This is a genomic window from Dietzia sp. CQ4 (assembly GCF_014145125.1).
GTDB lineage: Bacteria > Actinomycetota > Actinomycetes > Mycobacteriales > Mycobacteriaceae > Dietzia > Dietzia natronolimnaea.
In genome coordinates this window covers 1-16314 of sequence record NZ_JAALDZ010000151.1, presented here as the reverse complement: position 1 = coordinate 16314, position 16314 = coordinate 1, and the positions used below count along the sequence as shown (strand labels likewise).

Here is a 16314-nt window from a genome sequence, read left to right as displayed (position 1 = left end):
ACCTCCTCGGTGACACCGTCGTCGGTGCACCCGGCGTCAGGCCGGATCCGGCGACACCCCCACCGTAACCCCGCGGCCACGATGCCGCGCGGTCGTGGGCGGGAAATCCAGGCCGACCGTGCAGGTCGCCGACGACACGAGCCCTCGCGCCGCTCGGCTCACGCGAGCTCGACGATCTCCATGTATTCCTGGCTCCACAGGTCCTCGGTCCCGTCGGGCAGGATGATGACCCGCTCGGGCTCCAGGGCCTCCACGGCGCCCGGGTCGTGGGTGACCAGGACGACCGCGCCCTCGTAGCTGCGCAGGGCGTCGAGGACCTGCTCGCGCGAGATCGGGTCGAGGTTGTTTGTGGGCTCGTCGAGCAGCAGCACGTTGGCCGCCGAGGACACCAGTCCCGCCAGCGCCAGACGCGTGCGCTCACCACCGGACAGGGTGCCGGCGGGCTGCTCGAGCTGGGGTCCGGTGAACATGAACGCGCCCAGCAGGCTCCGCAGGTCCTGTTCCCCGGCGTCGGGGGCGGCGTGGCGGATGTTGTCCCACACGCTGGCGTCCATGTCGAGGGTGTCGTGCTCCTGGGCGAAGTAGCCCACCTTCAGGCCGTGGCCGGAGACGACGCCGCCCTCACCGTCGGTGCGCTCGACCCCTGCGAGGAGCTTGAGCAGGGTGGTCTTGCCGGCGCCGTTGTACCCCAGCACCACCACCCGGCTGCCCTTGTCGATCGCCAGGTCCACCCCGGCGAAGACCTCGAGGGAGCCGTACATCTTGGTCAGGCCCTTGGCGAACATCGGGGTCTTGCCGCACGCGGCCGGGGTGGGGAACTTGATGTGCGCCACCTTGTCGGCCACCCGCACCGCGTCGAGCTGGTTCATCATGGTCTCGGCGCGACGGATCATCTGCTTGGCCGAGGCGGCCTTGGTCGCCTTGGCACCCAGCTTGGCGGCCTGCGTCTTGAGGGCGGAGGCCTTCTTCTCGGCGTTCGCGCGCTCGCGGCGGCGCCGGGCCTCATCGGTGGCGCGGGCGTCGAGGTACTTCTGCCACCCCATGTTGTAGGCGTCGATCTCCCCGCGCACGGCGTCGAGGAACCACACCCGGTTGACCACGGCCTCGAGCAGCTCGACGTCGTGGGAGATGATGATCAACCCGCCCTCGTGCTTCTCGAGGAACGAGCGCAGCCAGGTGATCGAGTCGGCGTCGAGGTGGTTGGTGGGCTCGTCCAGCAGCAGCATGGTCTGCGACTTGCCCGCCCCGTCGGACGCGGCGAACAGGATCCGGGCCAACTCCACCCGCCTGCGCTGACCGCCCGACAGCGTGCCCAGGTTCTGGGTGAGGATCCGCTCCTCGAGTCCGAGGCTGTTGCAGATGCGGGCGGCCTCGCTCTCGGCCTCGTACCCGCCCCGCGCGGAGAACTCGTCCTCGAGCCGACCGTACTTCCGCACGGCCTTGTCCATCGCCGCGTCGTCCGGGGCGGCGACCATCTCGTCCTGCGCTTCGGTCATCTGGACCATCAGCACATCCAGCCCGCGGGCCGACAGGACCCGGCTGCGCGCGAGCTGGTCCATGTTGCCCTCGCGGGGATCCTGGGGCAGATAACCCACGTCACTGGTCGAGACGACCGTGCCCGCGTACGGCTCACCCTCGCCGGCGAGGATCCTCATCGTCGTCGTCTTACCTGCACCGTTCCGGCCGACCAGGCCGATCCGATCGCCGGGCTGGACCCGCAACGAGGACCCGTCCATGTGGAGCAGGGTGCGCACGCCGGCGCGCACCTCCAGGTCGTCGATGGTGATCACGTGCGCGGGTACCTCGTCTGCTCTCGGGGGGAATCGGGCCGACCAGCCACTCTACCTGCGGTGCGACACGCGGGACGAGTCCGGTGACCTGGGTCTCCGCTCGGCCCGGATCCGCCCGTCACCCCGACCGCGCCCTCACGCGGCCATGCTCTCATCCGGCCCTGCGCCCGTACAGGTTCTGGACGCTGCGGCCGATCCGTCCCCGGTCGTCGGACAGGAGCGTGTCCGTGATGACGCCGCGACCGGGGCCGCCCACCGTCTCGGAGTCCAGATGCACCCACCCCGGCTCCGGTTCCCGGTGCAGGGAGACCACCAGGTCGCAGTTGACCGCCGGATGCGTGAGCGGGTCGGTGGCCAGGGAGATCCCGCTCGCCGAGTCCGCCACCAGGATCGTGTGCTGCCACCCGGTCATCGACTCGCCGTCGACCAGGTCGAGCCGGCTCCGTCCCCACGCGCGGGCCGGCCCCAGGGCGTCCCCGTCGCCGTGGTCGAAGGAGAAGTCCACCACGGACAGGTATCCGTCCGCGTACGCGAAGGACATCATCGCCCCCCGTTCGCGCGGGGCGTCCGGCACCTCGGGACCGGTGTGGTCGCCGTGCACCGGGAAGTCCTCCGGAGTCGACCGCATCCGCCATCCGCGGGCCACCAGGGCGGGCCGCCCGCCTGCGGAGGCGGTGGCCTCGAGCAGCTCCACGCTGCGGCCGGGCCGGACGGTGCGCACCTCGATCTCCAGGTCCGCCACGGGCACCGGGCCGAGGACGTCGACCGAGACCCGGGACAGCCGCACCCCGGGCCGCCGCTCGAACCGCTCCATGGCCCGCACCAGCAGCGCGCTGGGCGGGCCGGCGTGCTGTGAGTCCGGCGACCACGGACCGGCCGTCAACGGTGAGGACTCGAATCGGCCCTCGGCGACCTGGTGGTAGAACGCTCCCGGCACGTCCACGTCCTCTCGTCGGCGGTACTGTCTGTCGTGATGGATGCTACGGGGGCTGCTCTCTACGACGTCGCCGTCGTCGGTCTGGGACCGGCCGGCCGCGCGCTCGCCTCCCGCTGCGCCGCCGCGGGCCTGAGCGTCCTCGCGATCGATCCGAAACCGGACGCGCCGTGGCGCCAGACGCTCTCCCTGTGGGCCGACCAGCTCCCCCCGTGGCTCTCGGTGGCGTCGTGCGGTGTCGACGTCCTGGCACACTCCGTCCACGCGCCGGTGCACTACTCCCCCGACCGGGCCGTGGTGGACCGGGCCTACAGCGTGCTCGACAACGACGCCCTGCGCGAGGCACTGCCTCTCGGAGCCGGCGTGACCGTCGAGACCACGGCCGTCGACGATGCCGCGTTGCCTGCACTGACCGCCCGGGCGCACCGCGTGGTGGATTGCCGCGGCGCCGGTGGCTCCGCCAACCGAGGGCCCCTCCAGACCGCCTACGGGATCGTCCTGGACGCGGAGGACGCCGCCCCCGCCCTCGCTGGTGATCCGGCGCTGTTCATGGACTGGCGGACGGACCACGACGACGACGAACTCGGCCCGAGCTTCCTGTACGCGATACCCCTGGGTGCCGGCAGGGTCCTGGTGGAGGAGACGTGTCTGGCGGGGCTGCCCGCACCGGATCCCGTCGACCTCGCGGCCCGGCTGCGGTCGAGGCTCCTGCGACGCGGGGTCGCGCGGTCGGCCATCGATGCGCCGCTCGAGGTGGAGCGGGTGCGGATCCCGCTCCTGCCCCGAGGTGGTGGGTCCGGAGCCCCCCGGATCGAGGCCTTCGGCACCGCCGGGGGACACGGCCACGCGGCGACGGGGTATTCGGTGGCCTCGATGCTGGCGGCGGTCCCCGGCGCGGTGCACGCCCTCGGCACCGGATTCCCGATCCCGGCGCCCCGGTCCCCCGCGAGCACCGCGCTGCACAGGATCGGGCTCCGCGTTCTCCTGCGCGCCGACGCCCGGACCCTGAGGCAACTGTTCGGCGCGTTCGGCCGGATCGACGCTCGTCGCCAGCGGTGGTTCCTCGACGGCGCGAGCCCCTCGTACCAGCTGGCGCTGGCGATGTGGGACATGTGGGTGATCATGCCCGCACGGGACAAGGTGGGGATGATCGCCGCCGTCGTCCGGCGGCGCCCCCGTCCCGCCGTCGGTGCTCGATCGGGCTAACCCGAGACTCGGCGCCCCGGCCCCGCATCACCCGGCGACGGGGAGAATCCGTCGAAGGTGAGGGCGAGTGCCCCGGGAATGCGGGTCAGGCGGAACATCGAGGCCAGCGCGATCGCGGCCCACGCCACACCGATCAGTTCGAAGGTCTCCTCGACGTACATGATCGCCACATACAGGTCGGACATCCCCTGGTCGCGTTCCACGATCCCTGAGATTGACTCGATGACCAGCGCTCCGAGGAGGAACACCACCGCGGAGCCGATCAGCCCGACCGTCACCCGGGTTCGGAGGGCGAGGACCAGGCGGATGAGGAGCGCGGCGACCACCAGCGCGATGGCGGTCCCGGGGATGACCCAGCTGTAGTGGAGATCCCCCGGCACCGCCGGCGCCAGGCGGTCACCGAAATAGAAGAGTCGCTCGTGGAGCTGCGCCGCCTCGTCGGCCGAGGCGGTGACGGCCACGGTGGAGAACAGCCACCACGACGCCCGGAACCGATCAGAGGTGAGGGCTGCCAGCGCGGCCAGCGCGGCGACGAGCAGCCACATCGTGGCCGCGAACCAGACCGCGATGTTCCCCTCGCCCCCGATGTCGAACGCGCTCCACAGCAGGTTCCACCCGTGATCCCGCTCGTAGCTCCCGGTGGATCGGACCACGACGTACAGGATCCCGGACAGCGGCGCCAGGAGAACCGAGGGCAGCAGTAGCCACCTGGCCGCCCGGGACAGGCGATAGCCGGCTACCCCCGGGTCTCGATCGTGGTCCGGTGGCGCTCCGGTCGGTATGTCATCCGCGGGTGGGGCCATGCGGCCAGGGTAAACACCCGGAGAACCGCCAGCGACCCCGGGAGGTCGCTGGCGGTCCTCCCGCAGGCGGCTAGACCGTGAAGCCGATCGCCCGGAGCTGTTCCCGGCCGTCGTCCGTGATCATCTGCGGACCCCACGGCGGCATCCACACCCAGTTGAGCTCGAGGTCGTTGGCCAGGTCGGAACCCACCACCGCGCTTCGGGCCTGGTCCTCGATCACGTCGGTCAGCGGGCAGGCCGCGGAGGTCAGCGTCATGTCCACGCGCGCGATGGTGGACCCCTCGGTCTCCCCCGGGCGGACCCAGATGTCGTAGACCAGCCCGAGGTCCACCACGTTGATCCCGAGCTCGGGATCGACCACGTCGCGCATGGCCTCCTCGAGGTCGGCGACCAACGCGAGGTCCTCCTCCGACTGCTCGGGGCGATTGGGGTCGGGGCGGAATTCGCCGTTGTAGACGGTGCCCGCCGCGGTCGCGTTCTCCTCCGCCGACGTCGCGTCGTCGACCGACGGGTCGTTGGCCGGGGTCATCTGCTCGGTCATGTCACTCACTCCTGATGCTGTTCGGTCTGTCGGCCGAGAGCGTCCCTGTATGCCATCCAGCCCAGCAGCGCGCACTTGACGCGCGCCGGGTATCGGGACACCCCGGACAGGGCGACGGCGTCGTCGAGGATCTCCTCGTCGCCCTCGTGCTTCCCGCGGGACGAGATCATCTCGTGGAAGGCGTCGTAGGCCTCGAGGGACTCCGACACCGTGCGGCCGACGATGAGGTCGGCCATCATCGAGGTGGACGCCTGGCTGATCGAGCACCCCTGCGCGTCGTAGGACACGTCCTCGATCGTCGACCGGTCGTCGGAGAGTTGCAACCTCAGCGTCAGCTCGTCGCCGCAGGTCGGGTTGACGTGATGCACCTCGGCCCCGAAGGGCTCCCGCAACCCGCTGTGGTGCGGGTGTCGGTAGTGGTCCAGGATGACTTCCTGGTACATCTGTTCGAGCTTCACGACCGCGCACCTCCCACTCCGAAGAATTGCTGGGCCCGGCGCAGCGACCGGGCGAGCACCTCGACCTCGTCGAGGGTGTTGTACAGCGCGAACGAGGCCCGGACCGTGGACTGCACGCCCAGTCGGCGGTGCAGCGGCCACGCACAATGATGTCCCACCCGTACCGCGACACCGTCGTCGTCCAGGACCTGGCTCACGTCGTGGGCGTGGACGCCGTCGACCACGAAGGAGACGGCACCGCCCCGCGCGACCATGTCACGGGGACCGACGATCCGGATGCCGGGGATCTGGCCGAGGGCCTCGAGGGTGGCCGCGGTGAGCGACTCCTCGTGACGGGCGACCGTCTCCATCCCCACGCTTTCGAGGTAGCGCACGGCGGCGGCGAGGCCCACGGCCTGCGACACCATCGGCACGCCGGCCTCGAACCTCTGGGGCGGGTCGGCGTAGGTCGACTTCTCCATGGTCACGGTGGAGATCATCGATCCGCCCGTGAGCACCGGCGGCATGGCCCGGAGCAGCTCCCGACGTCCGTAGAGCACGCCAATGCCGGTGGGACCGAGCATCTTGTGTCCGGAGAACGCGGCGAAGTCCACCCCGAGTCCGTGGAAGTCCACGGCCATGTGCGGGACGGACTGGCACGCGTCCAACACGACGAGCGCGCCCACCGCCTTCGCGGCCTCGACGACGCGCGCCACGTCGGTCACCGCGCCGGTGACGTTGGACTGATGGGTCAGCGCGACGACCTTGACCGCGTCGGTCAGCCGGAGAGAATCGAGATCGATCCGTCCGTCGTCGGTCACGCCGTACCACTTCAGCGTGGCACCGGTGCGGCGGCACAACTCCTGCCAGGGCACCAGGTTGGCGTGGTGCTCGAGCTCGCTGATCACGACCTCGTCACCCGGGCCCACGGAGTACGGACCGAATCGGTCGTCCCCGAGCGCGAAGGCGACGAGGTTGAGCGCCTCGGTGGCGTTCTTGGTGAACACGAGCTCGTCCACATCGGCCCCGACGAACCCGGCGATCGCGGCGCGCGCGTCCTCGTAGGCGTCGGTGGCCTCCTCGGCCAGTTGGTGTGCGCCCCGGTGGACGGCCGCGTTGGAGCTCAGGAGGAAGTCCCGCTCCGCGTCGAGTACCGGGATCGGGCGCTGCGAGGTCGCCCCGGAATCCAGGTAGACCAGGGGCTTTCCGTCACGGACCGTCCGCTGCAGGATCGGGAAATCCGAGCGGACGGCCGTGATGTCGAGGGTCGAGGTCATGTTCTCCCAGCTGTCCGATCAGGCGTTCGCGGGCGTGAGGTACTTCTCGTACCCCTCGGCCTCGAGCTCGTCCGCCAACTCCGCCCCACCGGAGGCGGCGATCCGGCCGTCCACGAAGACGTGGACGCGGTCGGGCGTGATGTACCGAAGGATGCGGGTGTAGTGCGTGATGAGGAGGATTCCGCCGTTCTCCTCCGACCGGTAGCGGTTCACGCCGTCCGACACCACGCGCAGCGCGTCCACGTCGAGACCGGAGTCGGTCTCGTCGAGCACGGCGATCTTGGGCTTGAGCAGATCCAGCTGGAGGATCTCGTGGCGCTTCTTCTCGCCGCCGGAGAAGCCCTCGTTGACGCTGCGCTCGGAGAAGGCCGGATCGAAGTCGAGGTCGGACATGGCCTCCTTGACCTCCTTGACCCAGTGCCGCAACTTGGGTGCCTCGCCCCGGACCGCGGTGGCCGCGGTGCGCAGGAAGTTGGCGGTCGAGACCCCGGGGATCTCGGTCGGGTACTGCATGGCCAGGAACAGGCCGGCGCGGGCGCGCTCGTCGACCTCCATCGACAGGACGTCCTCGCCGTCGAGCGTGACGGTCCCGCCGGTGACCTCATACTTGGGGTGGCCGGCGATGACGTAGGCGAGGGTCGACTTGCCGGAGCCGTTGGGGCCCATGATGGCGTGGGTCATCCCCGACTCGATGGTCAGGTCGACGCCCTTGAGGATGTCGACGGTCTCGGCCGAGTCGGCCGTTGCCGCGACGCGGGCGGTCAGGCCCTTGATCTCGAGAATGGTCATTGGTGTGCTCGCAATCTTCTTGAAGTCTTCGGGGGTGGTCTCTCGGGGGTCTGGGATCAGATCCCGGAGGACTGCAGTTCCAGCTCGACGGCCTCGGCGATCCGCTCACGTACCTCCGGCACGCCGATGCGGTTGATCACCTCTCCGAAGAAGCCACGGACGACCAGGCGCCGGGCGACGTCCTCGGCGATACCCCTGGACATGAGGTAGAACAGGTGCTCCTCGTCGAATCGTCCCACCGCGCTGGCGTGGCCGGCGCCGGCGATCTCACCGGTCTCGATCTCGAGGTTCGGCACCGAATCCGCGCGGGCCCCGTCGGTGAGGACGAGGTTGCGGTTCATCTCGTAGGTGTCGGTCCCCTCGGCGGCGGCGCGGATGAGGACCTCGCCGATCCACACGGTGTGGGCGTCGGGCAGGTTCGACGACGCATCGCCCTGCAGAGCGCCCTTGTAGAGGACCCGCGAGGTGCAGTGGGGTACAGAGTGGTCGACGAGCAACCGGTGTTCGATGTGCTGGCCGTCGTCCGCGTAGTACAGACCGTTGATGTTCACCGTGCCCCCGGGGGCCGTGAACGTCGCCAGTGGCGCGATCCGGACGAGTTCGCCACCGAAGGTCACCGCGGTGTAGGTGAGGGTCGAGTCGCGACCGACCTGCAGGTGGTGATTGGCCATGTGCAGCGCGTCGTCATCCCAGTCCTGGATGAGCACCACCTCGAGGTGGGCCGAGTCGCCGACGATGAACTCGACGTTCTCGGCGATCGTCCCCCCGCCGCGCTGGTCCACCACGAAGGTGGCGTTGGCGAACGGCTCCAGGCGGATCTGGGCGTGGCCGTAGGCCAGCTCGCCCTCCCCCGGTCCGTCGACCGTCACATACACGGGGTCGGCCAGGACGGTCTCCTTGGCGACGGTCAGCACCGTCGCGGTGTCGACGGAACCGAACGCCTGCGCGGCGACGCGGTCGCGGGGTGCCCCGGCCTCGCCGATCCGCTTGTCGTCGGTCCCGACGCTCTCGACCGTCAGTCCGTCACGCTCGGCGACGGAGACGAGCAGGCTCCCGGTGGCCGTGACGCGCGATCCGTCATGGATCCCGCGCAGCCGCTTGAGCGGGGTGAAGCGCCAGATCTCGTCCTTGTGGCTCGGGACCTCGAACGCGCCGACGTCGAAGGAGGAGAACTGGTCGCCCTTGGTGGCGGTGACGGGGATGCCGTAGCGATCCGTCACCGGGGTGGGGCCGGTTCCGGTGGTGGGTGAAGTGGTGTCGGTCATGGCGGTCAGCCCACCGATCCTTCCATCTGGAGTTCGATCAGGCGGTTGAGCTCGAGGGCGTACTCCATGGGGAGCTCCTTGGCGATCGGCTCGACGAATCCGCGCACGATCATGGCCATCGCCTCGTCCTCGGCCAGTCCGCGGCTCATGAGGTAGAACAACTGGTCCTGGCTAACCTTGGAGACGGTGGCCTCGTGACCCAGGGTCACGTCGTTCTCGCGGATGTCGATGTAGGGGTACGTGTCGGACCGGCTGATGTTGTCCACCAGCAGCGCGTCGCACTCGACGTTCGACTTGGATCCCTTCGCACCGGCGTTGATCTGGATCAACCCGCGGTACGCGGAGCGACCGCCGCCTCGCGCCACCGACTTGGAGACGATGTTCGAGGAGGTGTTGGGCGCCAGGTGCAGCATCTTCGAGCCGGTGTCCTGGTGCTGACCCTCCCCCGCGAACGCCACGGAGAGGACCTCGCCCTTGGCGTGCTCGCCGGTGAGCCAGACCGCCGGGTACTTCATGGTCACCTTGGAGCCGATGTTGCCGTCGATCCACTCCATGGTGGCGCCCTCCTCGGCCCGGGCGCGCTTGGTGACGAGGTTGTAGACGTTGTTCGACCAGTTCTGGATGGTCGTGTAGCGGCAGCGGCCGCCCTTCTTGACGACGATCTCGACCACGGCCGAGTGCAGCGAGTCCGACTTGTAGATCGGCGCGGTGCACCCCTCGACGTAGTGCACGTAGGCACCCTCGTCGACGATGATGAGCGTGCGCTCGAACTGGCCCATGTTCTCGGTGTTGATGCGGAAGTAGGCCTGCAGCGGGATGTCCACCTGGACACCCGGCGGGACGTAGATGAACGAGCCGCCCGACCACACAGCGGTGTTGAGGGCGGAGAACTTGTTGTCACCGGCCGGGATCACGGAACCGAAGTACTCCTCGAAGTACTCAGGGTGCTCCTTGAGTGCGGTGTCGGTGTCCATGAAGATGACACCCTGGCTCTCGAGGTCCTCGCGGATCTGGTGGTAGACCACCTCGGACTCGTACTGGGCCGCGACGCCAGCGACCAGACGCTGCTTCTCCGCCTCCGGGATGCCGAGCTTGTCGTACGTGTTCTTGATCTCCTCCGGCAGGTCCTCCCACGAGGTGGCCTGCTTCTCGGTGGACCGCACGAAGTACTTGATGTTGTCGAAGTCGATCCCCGACAGGTCCGAACCCCATCCGGGCATGGGCTTCTTGTAGAACGTCGCCAGCGCCTTGAGTCGCTTGGCGAGCATCCACTCGGACTCGCTCTTTTTGGTGGAGATGTCACGCACCACGGCCTCCGAGAGGCCGCGCTGGGCTGTGGCACCGGCGGAGTCGGAATCGTGCCAACCGTAGTTGTACTGACCGATCGAGGCGATCCGCTCCTCATCGGTGGTCGGCTCGTGCACGGTGACGTCGGCCGTCACCTGATCTGGGGTGATGGTCATCGCACAGTCCTTTCGGGGGTCGGAACCGACGCGTCTGCGCCGGCCGCTGCGGGGATGGTCGCCGCCAGGTCACCGGCGGTCACCATCCCCGTGGGGATGTTCGTGGTGCAGGCGCAGTCTCCGCCGGCGATGGTGGCGAGGCGCTGGACGTGGGTGCCCACGATCTCGGCCACCACCTCCTGCTCGGCCTCGCAGAGTTCCGGGAACTGGGACGCGACGTTCCACACCGGACAGTGGTGCTGGCAGATCTGGAGGCCTGATCCGGCGTCCTCGATCGACGCGGCATATCCCGAATCCGAGAGGGCGACGGCGATGTCCGTCGCCGCACGCTCGACGTCCTGCGGCCCCTCGGCGGGCCGGACGTGTCCGATGACCGAGCGGACGCGCTGGCGGGCGAAGTCCGCGACGGCCGCGGTTCCGCCGACGCGTCGCAGGGCGGACAGGGCCTCCACCGCCAGGTGGTCGTACCCGTGCTGCGCGGACCGGCGGCCCGTCGCGGTGACCTGGAACGCCTTGGCCGGCCGACCGCGGGTGCCGGCCGGGCGGGTCCGGGTGGCCTCGACCTCGCCGGACTCGACCAACTGGTCCAGATGTCGGCGGACACCGGCAGCGGTCAGCCCGAGCTCTCGTCCGATCTCTACGGCGGTCAGCGCTCCTCGTTCCAGCAGGAGTTCACGGACGGCCGAGCGGGTGTCGGGCCGCGTGCTGCTCTCGTACGCGTGCTGCACGCTCATCTGCCACTCCCTTCCGGCTATGCTCGGTGCGCCCCGTGCGGGACGCACCACCTCATATTACGCAACACTTCCGTGACGGAAATATTCCCACCCCCCGGTGAGTCCGGCGGTGCCGTCGGAATGTGACCTGCGACACCCACTGTGGAGAGAGGCTGAGGTCAGTGGCACCCAGGTTCCCGGTACGCGGCGCGGGGTCGGTCACCGCCCGACTCCACACCGAGGAACGGTTCACCGGGGCCCCACCGTCGGCTGAACTGGCCCGACTCCGTCGGATCCGCAGGATCGGCACCACCGCGGCCGTCGCGATGGCGGTGGGTGCCCTGGGCGCCGGCGCCCTGCCGGTCCTGCAGAACCCCGTCGCGGGCGAGCGGTTGTTCGGCTTGTGGCTCAGGGTGCAGCAGTCCTCCATGACCGTGGTCATGACCGGGATGGTGGTGGTGACGCTCTGCTGGCTATTGCTCGCCCCGTACGTCCTCGGCCGGGATCGCCGGGGACGGCTGAGCGGCCGCATCGACAGGGCCACACTCGACCGCATCATCGCATCGTGGGCGCTGCCGCTCGCGCTGGCCCCGCCCATGTTCAGCAAGGACGTCTACAGCTATCTGGCCCAGGGCGCGATCGGCAACACACTCGACGACCCGTACGCGCTGGGTCCCGTGTCGGCGCTGGGCACCTCCCACGCCTTGACGGTCAACGTCCCGGACATCTGGCGGGACACGCCGAACCAGTACGGCCCCCTGTTCCTCGGCGTGCAGAAGGTGATCCACACGCTCACGGGGGACGACGTGGTGGCCGGCACGATCCTGCACCGGGTGGTCGCCATCATCGGGATCCTCATGCTGGGCTGGGCTGTCCCACGCTTGGCGGAGTACTGCGGGGTGTCGGACGTGGCGGCGCTCTGGCTGGCGGTGGCCAACCCGCTCGTGCTGTTCCACCTGGTGTCCGGGATCCATTCCGAGTCGCTCATGATGGGGCTGCTTGCCGTCGGGCTCGTGCTGGCCCTCCGCGCGGTGGACTCCCCGGAGTCCGGCCGTCGGACCACGGTTCTCTTCGTCGTGGGGACCGTCCTGGTCACCGGGTCGGCGCTGGTGAAACTGCCCACCGTCGTCGCCCTGGGTTTCGTCGGGATGGCGCTCGCCCGTCGTTGGGGTGGCGGGTATCTCGCCACCGTGCGGGCGGCGCTGGTGATGGTGGTCATCAGCGGGGCCACCACCGGACTGGCCATGCTCGCGACCTCCTCGGGCCTCGGGTGGATCACGAAGCTCGGAGCGGCCACGTCCCTACGCAGCTGGCTCTCACCGCCCACTGCTCTGGGGGTGATCGTCGGCGGGATCGGGCAGTACCTCGGACTGGGTGACCACACCGCCCAGATCCTGGTGATGGTGCAGACCGCGGCGCTCGTGATCGCCGGCGTGTTCACCGTCAGGATGCTGTTCGCGGTCTCCGCCGGGCGGATCGACCCGGTCGGCGGCCTCGGGGTGTCGATGGCGGCCATCGTCCTGTGCTTCCCCGTCGTCCAGCCCTGGTATGTCCTGTGGGCGCTGATCCCGCTCGCGGCATGGGCCTCGCGGATGGAGTTCCGGATCCCCGTCGTGGCGGTCAGCGCGGTGCTCGCCTGCTTCACCCTCCCGCCGGGTGCGGGCCTGCCGCCGTTCGTCACCGTCCAGGCGTGGGTGGCCACCGTCGTGGCCGTGACGGTCCTGCTGATCGCGATGTTCCGCTGGCCGGGGCTGTTGCGCTTCCGGTAGTCGACGCGGCCTAGAATGCTCCCGTGACCTCACGCACCGACTCCCCCGCGCTCCACGTCGAGGGACTCGTCAAGAGGTTCGGGGAGACCACGGCCGTGGCCGGTCTGGACCTCCGACTGGACCGCGGTGAGGTGATGGCGCTCCTCGGTCCCAACGGCGCCGGCAAGACCACTACGGTCGAGGTCTGCGAGGGATTCCTCCGGCCTGACGGTGGATCCCTCCGGGTGCTGGGGTTCGACCCGGTGTCCGACCGTCAGCGGGTCCGCAGCCGGATCGGTATGATGCTGCAGGGTGGCGGGGCGTACCCCGCGGCGCGTGTCGGGGAGATGGTCCGTCTTGTCGCCTCGTACTACGCGGACCCCCTCGACCCGGACTGGCTCCTCGCCGAACTCGGGCTCAGCGACCACGTCTCGACCCCCTACCGGCGTCTGTCCGGCGGCCAGCAGCAGCGACTCTCGCTCGCCATCGCGGTCATCGGCCGACCTGAGCTGGTGTTCCTCGACGAGCCCACCGCAGGTCTCGACGCGCAGTCCCGGCGGGCCGTGTGGGACCTGGTCGGGGCGTTGCGTCGCGACGGTGCCGCCGTCCTGTTGACGACCCACCTCATGGACGAGGCCGCCGCCCTGGCCGACGAGGTCGTGATCATCGACCACGGCCGCCGTGTGGCCGCCGGCTCGCCGGCCGAGCTCGCCCGGGCGGGGACGTCCGAAGGCGTGACCCTGGTCGTCGACGGTGAGGCCTCCCCGGGTCTCCTGAGTGATGCGATCGGTCCGGACCACACGGTGACCACGGGGTCCGCGGCGGGGGTCCTGGAGGTCCACGGCCCGGTCTCCCCCGAACTCATGACCACCCTCTGTGCCGCGCTCGAGAAGGCCGACGTCCAGCTCACCTCCCTGGCCACCCGCGCCAGGAGCCTCGAAGAGGTATTCCTCGACCTGACCGGACGGGACCTGCGATGACCGACACCCAGACCGGCGCCAACCGCTTCGCGCCGGGCACGTTCGCCCGCCCGTCCGCACCCGCCCCCCTCCTCCGTATGGCCGCGTCGCAGACCCGGATGGAGCTGACACTGTTCCTGCGCAACGGTGAGCAGCTCCTGGTCGCCCTGGTGATCCCCGTGGCCGTGTTGTTCGCGCTCACCGCGATCGAGTTCGGTTCGATCCCACAACCGAGGATCGACTACGCGATCACGGCGGTGTTGACCCTCTCCGTCATGGGTACCGCGTTCACCGGACAGGCCATCGCCGTCGGCTTCGACCGTCGTTACGGCGCGCTGAAGAGACTCGGCGGGACCCCGCTCCCACCGGCCGTCATCATCGGCGGCAAGATCCTCGCCACGCTGATCCTGGTGGCCGGCCAGGCTGTCCTGCTCGGTGCGATCGCGGCCGGGCTCGGCTGGCGCCCCGGAGCGGCCGGGCTGGCGGTGGGCGCGGTGATGATCGCGTTCGGATCGGTCGCGTTCTCCTCGATGGGGCTCCTCCTCGGGGGGACCCTGCGGGCCGAGGTCGTGCTGGCACTGGCCAACCTCATCTGGTTCGTCCTCATCGGCGCGGCCGGGCTGGCGATCGGTGTGGCGACCCTGCCCGGGTGGCTGCACGACCTCCTCGTCGTCGTCCCGTCGTACGCGCTGACCAGCGCACTGGTCACGGCGATCGACGGAGGGTTCCCCGCCGTGGCGGCCCTGGTCCTGGCCGGGTGGACCGCGGTCTGCGCCGGACTGGCCGTGCGGCACTTCTCCTTCACCTGATCGCGGAGCCGTCTGCGCGCCCGCCTAGAATCGGGGGCGTGACCTCGACTTCGCACGCCCCGAACCCCGGCAGCCATGCCACGAGCGAACCCCCCGGACCGACGGGACCGTTGTCCCGTCTGCCGATGCCGTCGATCCGGCTGCAGAAGGGCCTCGCGCTGGCCAACGTCTTCGCCCAGATCGGCATCATGACCACCGGGGTCACCGTTCGGGTGACCGCCTCGGGGCTGGGCTGCGAGACGTGGCCGCGGTGCAACCAGGACAGTTTCGTGCCCGTCGCCGGCGCCGGACCCGCGCTGCACCAGGCGATCGAGTTCGGCAACCGGCTCCTGACCTTCGTGCTGGTCGCGATCGCGGCGGCCCTGCTGCTCGCGATCCATCGTGCCGGCCGTCGCCGCGGGCTCAAGGTGCTCGCCTGGGCGATGCCCGCGGGGATCCTGGCGCAGGCGGTGATCGGGGGCATCACGGTCCTGGCCGGCCTGGTGTGGTGGACCGTCGCGCTCCATCTGCTCCCGTCCATGATCCTGGCCTGGCTCGCGGCCGTCCTGTTCGTCCGGATCGGGGAGGCCGACGACGCCCCCGCCCGCCGTGTCCTGCCCCCGCCGTTGTCCTGGCTCATCGTCCTGTCCGCGGTGCTCCTGGCCGGTGTGCTGGTCACCGGCACCATGGTCACCGGGGCCGGGCCCCACGCCGGTGACGCCCGCATCGAGGCCGCCGACCGCCTCCAGATGCCGATCCAGTGGCTGGTCCACTTCCATGCCGAACTGATGGTCGGGTACGTCTGCCTGCTCATCGGGCTGGCGTTCGGTCTTCTCGCGTTGCGCGCTCAGGGACCGGCCATCCGGCGCTGCCTGATCCTCATCGCGCTGATCGCGGCACAGGCCGTCGTGGGGATCACCCAGTACCAGCTGGGGGTGCCCGAGATGCTGGTGGTCCTGCACGTGACGCTGGCGGGGGCCATCACCGCCGTGACCGGCGCACTCTGGGCCTCGGCGGTCATCAGGGACCGGGCGGACGGGAGTCCGCGGCCCGCGTAGTCCGGCCGGCGGCAGGGCCCGCCTGACGCGAATGCGGAACGGCCCCGCCGTGGCGGGGCCGTTCTCGTCCTACCGGGGTCTCAGAGCAGGGATCCGGAGCCGGCCATGCGCTTCCAGTGGCCCGCGGGCACATCGGTATGGGAGACCAGTTCACGGGTCCAGTCCGAACCGGTGAGCCCGGGAACCGAATCGCGCACGGCCTCGGCCTCGGCGAGGGTGTCGACCATGTAGTCGTCCATGACCCCGTCGGCGCCCACGAACGTCAGACGGATCCCCGTCCGACCGGTGGGCTGCAGGACGAGATCGGCCGCGCCGCCATGGCGGGCGAGGAACTTCTTGACGAACTTCACGGCGCCCGGGGGCGGTGTCGGGCCCGCCGGAACGCGCTCGACCTTGATGGGATCGATCTTCTCCGACGGCGCCTTCTCTGCCGCCTGCTTCTCGACCGACTTGTCCTCGGCGGCCGGCTCGTCCGCCGGAGGAGTCGCGGCGGGCTGGGACGCGGCAGGGGCGTCGGCGGGCCGGGAGGCGGCGGAGGGCGCG

The 16314-nt window shown here is 70.1% G+C and carries 16 protein-coding genes; 5 read left to right on the top strand and 11 right to left on the bottom strand.

The window, feature by feature from the left end; genetic code table 11:
• Window positions 1-158: 158 nt before the first annotated feature.
• Both G6031_RS09700 and G6031_RS09695 read right to left on the bottom strand, forming a co-directional pair.
• Window positions 159-1790: an ABC-F family ATP-binding cassette domain-containing protein gene (locus G6031_RS09700; RefSeq protein WP_179525308.1), complete on the bottom strand. Its 1632-nt coding sequence runs from the start codon at window positions 1788-1790 to the stop codon at window positions 159-161.
• Between the two features lie 151 nt (window positions 1791-1941).
• Window positions 1942-2727, bottom strand: a complete 786-nt coding sequence (locus G6031_RS09695; RefSeq protein ID WP_182644235.1) for an acyl-CoA thioesterase domain-containing protein — start codon at window positions 2725-2727, stop codon at window positions 1942-1944.
• Between the two features lie 36 nt (window positions 2728-2763).
• On the opposite strand from G6031_RS09695, the gene G6031_RS09690 reads away from it, so the two are divergent.
• Window positions 2764-3930 carry a lycopene cyclase family protein gene (locus G6031_RS09690; protein ID WP_182653161.1) on the top strand — a complete coding sequence of 389 codons (1167 nt, stop codon included), beginning with the start codon at window positions 2764-2766 and terminating at the stop codon, window positions 3928-3930.
• Here G6031_RS09690 and G6031_RS09685 read toward each other — a convergent pair.
• The 8 genes from G6031_RS09685 to G6031_RS09650 all read right to left on the bottom strand — a co-directional run bounded on the left by G6031_RS09685 (window position 3927) and on the right by G6031_RS09650 (window position 11239).
• Window positions 3927-4733 carry a hypothetical protein gene (locus G6031_RS09685; RefSeq protein WP_241737287.1) on the bottom strand — a complete coding sequence of 269 codons (807 nt, stop codon included), beginning with the start codon at window positions 4731-4733 and terminating at the stop codon, window positions 3927-3929. The genes G6031_RS09690 and G6031_RS09685 overlap by 4 nt on opposite strands.
• 70 nt (window positions 4734-4803) lie before the next feature.
• Window positions 4804-5274: a metal-sulfur cluster assembly factor gene (locus G6031_RS09680; protein ID WP_179525310.1), complete on the bottom strand. Its 471-nt coding sequence runs from the start codon at window positions 5272-5274 to the stop codon at window positions 4804-4806.
• 5 nt (window positions 5275-5279) lie between these two features.
• Window positions 5280-5732, bottom strand: coding sequence for a Fe-S cluster assembly sulfur transfer protein SufU (gene sufU / locus G6031_RS09675; protein WP_179525311.1), 453 nt, complete (start codon window positions 5730-5732; stop codon window positions 5280-5282).
• Entirely contained in the window at window positions 5729-6988 is a 1260-nt protein-coding gene (locus G6031_RS09670; protein WP_179525312.1) for a cysteine desulfurase, read from the bottom strand. The genes sufU and G6031_RS09670 overlap by 4 nt, the downstream gene beginning before the upstream one ends.
• An 18-nt stretch (window positions 6989-7006) precedes the next feature.
• The gene (gene sufC / locus G6031_RS09665; protein WP_179525313.1) at window positions 7007-7777 is read right to left on the bottom strand and encodes a Fe-S cluster assembly ATPase SufC; all 771 of its coding nucleotides are present in this window, start codon (window positions 7775-7777) and stop codon (window positions 7007-7009) included.
• A 56-nt stretch (window positions 7778-7833) separates the two neighbouring features.
• On the bottom strand, window positions 7834-9042 hold the full coding sequence (gene sufD / locus G6031_RS09660) for a Fe-S cluster assembly protein SufD (protein WP_182653160.1): 1209 nt from the start codon (window positions 9040-9042) through the stop codon (window positions 7834-7836).
• 5 nt (window positions 9043-9047) lie between these two features.
• Window positions 9048-10505 (bottom strand): Fe-S cluster assembly protein SufB, encoded by a 1458-nt coding sequence (gene sufB / locus G6031_RS09655; RefSeq protein WP_179525315.1) that lies wholly within the window; start codon window positions 10503-10505, stop codon window positions 9048-9050.
• Window positions 10502-11239 carry an HTH domain-containing protein gene (locus G6031_RS09650; RefSeq protein ID WP_179525316.1) on the bottom strand — a complete coding sequence of 246 codons (738 nt, stop codon included), beginning with the start codon at window positions 11237-11239 and terminating at the stop codon, window positions 10502-10504. The genes sufB and G6031_RS09650 overlap by 4 nt, the downstream gene beginning before the upstream one ends.
• 161 nt (window positions 11240-11400) lie before the next feature.
• Between G6031_RS09650 and mptB the strand changes: the two genes are divergently transcribed.
• The 4 genes from mptB to G6031_RS09630 are packed head-to-tail and all read left to right on the top strand — an operon-like array spanning window position 11401 to window position 15771.
• Entirely contained in the window at window positions 11401-12987 is a 1587-nt protein-coding gene (gene mptB / locus G6031_RS09645; RefSeq protein WP_182653159.1) for a polyprenol phosphomannose-dependent alpha 1,6 mannosyltransferase MptB, read from the top strand.
• 23 nt (window positions 12988-13010) lie between these two features.
• Complete coding sequence (locus G6031_RS09640) at window positions 13011-13946, top strand: ATP-binding cassette domain-containing protein (protein ID WP_182644227.1); 936 nt, start codon at window positions 13011-13013, stop codon at window positions 13944-13946.
• Entirely contained in the window at window positions 13943-14734 is a 792-nt protein-coding gene (locus G6031_RS09635) for an ABC transporter permease (RefSeq protein ID WP_182653158.1), read from the top strand. Before G6031_RS09640 ends, G6031_RS09635 begins: the two co-directional genes overlap by 4 nt.
• Before the next feature lie 38 nt (window positions 14735-14772).
• Window positions 14773-15771, top strand: a complete 999-nt coding sequence (locus G6031_RS09630) for a COX15/CtaA family protein (RefSeq protein WP_182653157.1) — start codon at window positions 14773-14775, stop codon at window positions 15769-15771.
• An 80-nt stretch (window positions 15772-15851) separates the two neighbouring features.
• Here G6031_RS09630 and G6031_RS09625 read toward each other — a convergent pair.
• A partial coding sequence (locus tag G6031_RS09625) for a hypothetical protein (protein WP_187702180.1) occupies window positions 15852-16314 on the bottom strand: 463 nt, incomplete at its 5' end.